This is a genomic window from Staphylococcus sp. EG-SA-17 (genome assembly GCF_017151845.1).
GTDB classification, from domain to species: domain Bacteria; phylum Bacillota; class Bacilli; order Staphylococcales; family Staphylococcaceae; genus Staphylococcus; species Staphylococcus aureus.
Genome location: NZ_JACVZO010000056.1, coordinates 1 through 2528 on the forward strand (window position 1 = coordinate 1; position 2528 = coordinate 2528).

Here is a 2528-nt window from a genome sequence, read left to right on the forward strand (position 1 = left end):
ACATTGACTTACTAGAAAACGGATATCCACTAAAAGCAGAAGTAGAGGTTCCGGATAATAAAAAACTATCTATAGAACAACGCAAAAAAATATTCGCAATGTGTAGAGATATAGAACTTCACTGGGGAGAACCGGTGGAATCAACTAGAAAATTATTACAAACAGAATTGGAAATTATGAAAGGTTATGAAGAAATCAGTCTGCGCGACTGTTCTATGAAAGTTGCAAGGGAGTTAATAGAACTGATTATAGCGTTTATGTTTCATCATCAAATACCTATGAGCATAGAAACAAGCAAGTTGTTAAGTGAAGATAAAGCACTATTGTATTGGGCTACAATCAACCGCAACTGTGTAATTTGTGGAAAGCCTCACGCAGACCTAGCGCATTATGAAGCAGTCGGCAGAGGCATGAACAGAAATAAGATGAATCACTATGACAAACACGTATTAGCGTTATGTCGCGAACATCATAACCAGCAACATGCGATTGGCGTTAAGTCGTTTAATGATAAATATCACTTGCATGACTCGTGGATAAAAGTTGATGAGAGGCTCAATAAAATGCTGAAAGGAGAGAAAAAGGAATGAATAGACTAAGAATAATAAAAATAGCACTCCTAATCGTCATCTTGGCGGAAGAGATTAGAAGCGCTAAAAAAATTAAAAAATTTACCCCTGAGGATTCTAAAGGTTTTCCTGATATAACAAAAGATTCAATAAAAGAACCTAAATAAAAATATTATGGTTGATAAAATCCCATTGTTCTTTTGTTAACCACCCTTGTTTGTTATTGACTATTTCTGTAACAAACAGCTTATCTCCAGAATCGAGATAAGGTTTCAACTTTTCTATCATTTCTGAAGTTGATAAAGAAGAACGGAATAAAAATGAAGATTTCCAATAATTGCAATGACCATTAGAAATTTCCTTTTTTATAACATTTCTCAATTCCTCATATTTTTGTCCGGGTGAGTTTAAATCATATGTTAACATATAAGGTTTTTCCATATTTTATTCACCCCCAATCTAACGCAGTAGCGATAACAAAATTATACCAGAAAGGAGATAACGAAATGGCAACATTTAGAGTTTACAAAGAATCAGGTAACTTTGTCACAGTACACAAAGATTTTATACATGATTCTAATATAAGTTGGAAGGCTAAAGGTATTCTACTTTATTTGTTAAGTCGACCTGATAACTGGCAAATTTACGAAACAGAACTAGAGCAACATTCAACTGATGGACTTAGCGGTTTAAAGAGTGGAATCAAGGAACTGGAAGAAATTGGATACATTCAACGTAGTAGAAAACGTGATAAAAGTGGTAGGTTAAATGGTTATGAGTACTTAGTATATGAGCAACCGCACCACATTCGATTTTCCAACGTTGGAAAAACCGTTAACGGTAAAACCAACAATGGAAAAACCGTTAATGGTAAATCGCATACTACTAATAATAATAGTACTAATAATGATTTAACTAATAATAACAATACTAATAATGAAGGAAGTATATTGTCGGGCAACCCGACGGTGTCTTCCATTCCCTATAAAGAAATTATCGAATACTTAAATAAAAAAGCAGGAAAGCATTTTAAACATAATACATCTAAAACAAAAGATTTTATTAAAGCAAGATGGAATCAAGATTTTAGGTTGGAGGATTTTAAAAAGGTGATTGATATCAAAACAGCTGAATGGTTAAACACGGATAGCGATAAATACCTTAGACCAGAAACACTTTTTGGCAGTAAATTTGAGGGGTACCTCAATCAAAAAATACAACCAACTGGCACGGATCAATTAGAACGCATGAAGTACGACGAAAGTTATTGGGATTAGAGGGATATTATGAAACCACTATTCAGCGAAAAGATAAACGAAAGCTTAAAAAAATATCAACCTACTCATGTCGAAAAAGGATTGAAATGTGAGAGATGTGGAAGTGAATACGACTTATATAAGTTCGCTCCTACTAAAAAACACCCGAATGGTTACGAGTATAAAGACGGTTGCAAATGTGAAATCTATGAGGAATATAAGCGAAACAAGCAACGGAAGATAAACAACATATTCAATCAATCAAATGTTAATCCGTCTTTAAGAGATGCAACAGTCAACAACTACAAACCACAAAATGAAAAACAAGTACACGCTAAACAAACAGCAATAGAGTATGTACAAGGTTTCTCTACAAAAGAACCGAAATCATTAATATTGCAAGGTTCATACGGAACTGGTAAAAGCCACCTAGCATACGCTATCGCAAAAGCAGTTAAAGCTAAAGGACATACGGTTGCTTTTATGCATATACCAATGTTAATGGATCGTATCAAAGCAACATACAACAAAAATGCAGTTGAGACTACAGATGAGTTAGTCAGATTGTTAAGCGATATTGATTTACTTGTACTAGATGATATGGGTGTAGAAAACACAGAACACACTATAAATAAACTTTTCAGCATTGTTGATAACAGAGTAGGTAAAAACAACATCTTTACAACTAACTTTAGTGATAAAG

The 2528-nt window shown here is 33.7% G+C and carries 5 protein-coding genes; 4 read left to right on the forward strand and 1 reads right to left on the reverse strand.

Annotated features, from left to right (window positions below; genetic code table 11):
- Both IDG65_RS13880 and IDG65_RS13885 read left to right on the forward strand, forming a co-directional pair.
- Positions 1-590, forward strand: a 590-nt coding sequence (locus IDG65_RS13880) for a putative HNHc nuclease (protein WP_206174174.1), incomplete at its 5' end; no start/stop codon positions are given.
- Positions 587-736, forward strand: a complete 150-nt coding sequence (locus tag IDG65_RS13885; RefSeq protein ID WP_001081076.1) for a hypothetical protein — start codon at positions 587-589, stop codon at positions 734-736. The genes IDG65_RS13880 and IDG65_RS13885, both read left to right, overlap by 4 nt.
- On the opposite strand, the gene IDG65_RS13890 is transcribed toward IDG65_RS13885, so the two are convergent.
- Positions 729-1010, reverse strand: coding sequence for a hypothetical protein (locus tag IDG65_RS13890; protein WP_000414755.1), 282 nt, complete (start codon positions 1008-1010; stop codon positions 729-731). The two genes, IDG65_RS13885 and IDG65_RS13890, sit on opposite strands and share 8 nt — an antisense overlap.
- Positions 1011-1075: 65 nt before the next feature.
- On the opposite strand from IDG65_RS13890, the gene IDG65_RS13895 reads away from it, so the two are divergent.
- Positions 1076-1846 (forward strand): conserved phage C-terminal domain-containing protein, encoded by a 771-nt coding sequence (locus tag IDG65_RS13895; RefSeq protein ID WP_001566734.1) that lies wholly within the window; start codon positions 1076-1078, stop codon positions 1844-1846.
- Between the two features lie 9 nt (positions 1847-1855).
- Positions 1856-2528, forward strand: a 673-nt coding sequence (locus tag IDG65_RS13900) for an ATP-binding protein (RefSeq protein WP_206174176.1), incomplete at its 3' end; no start/stop codon positions are given.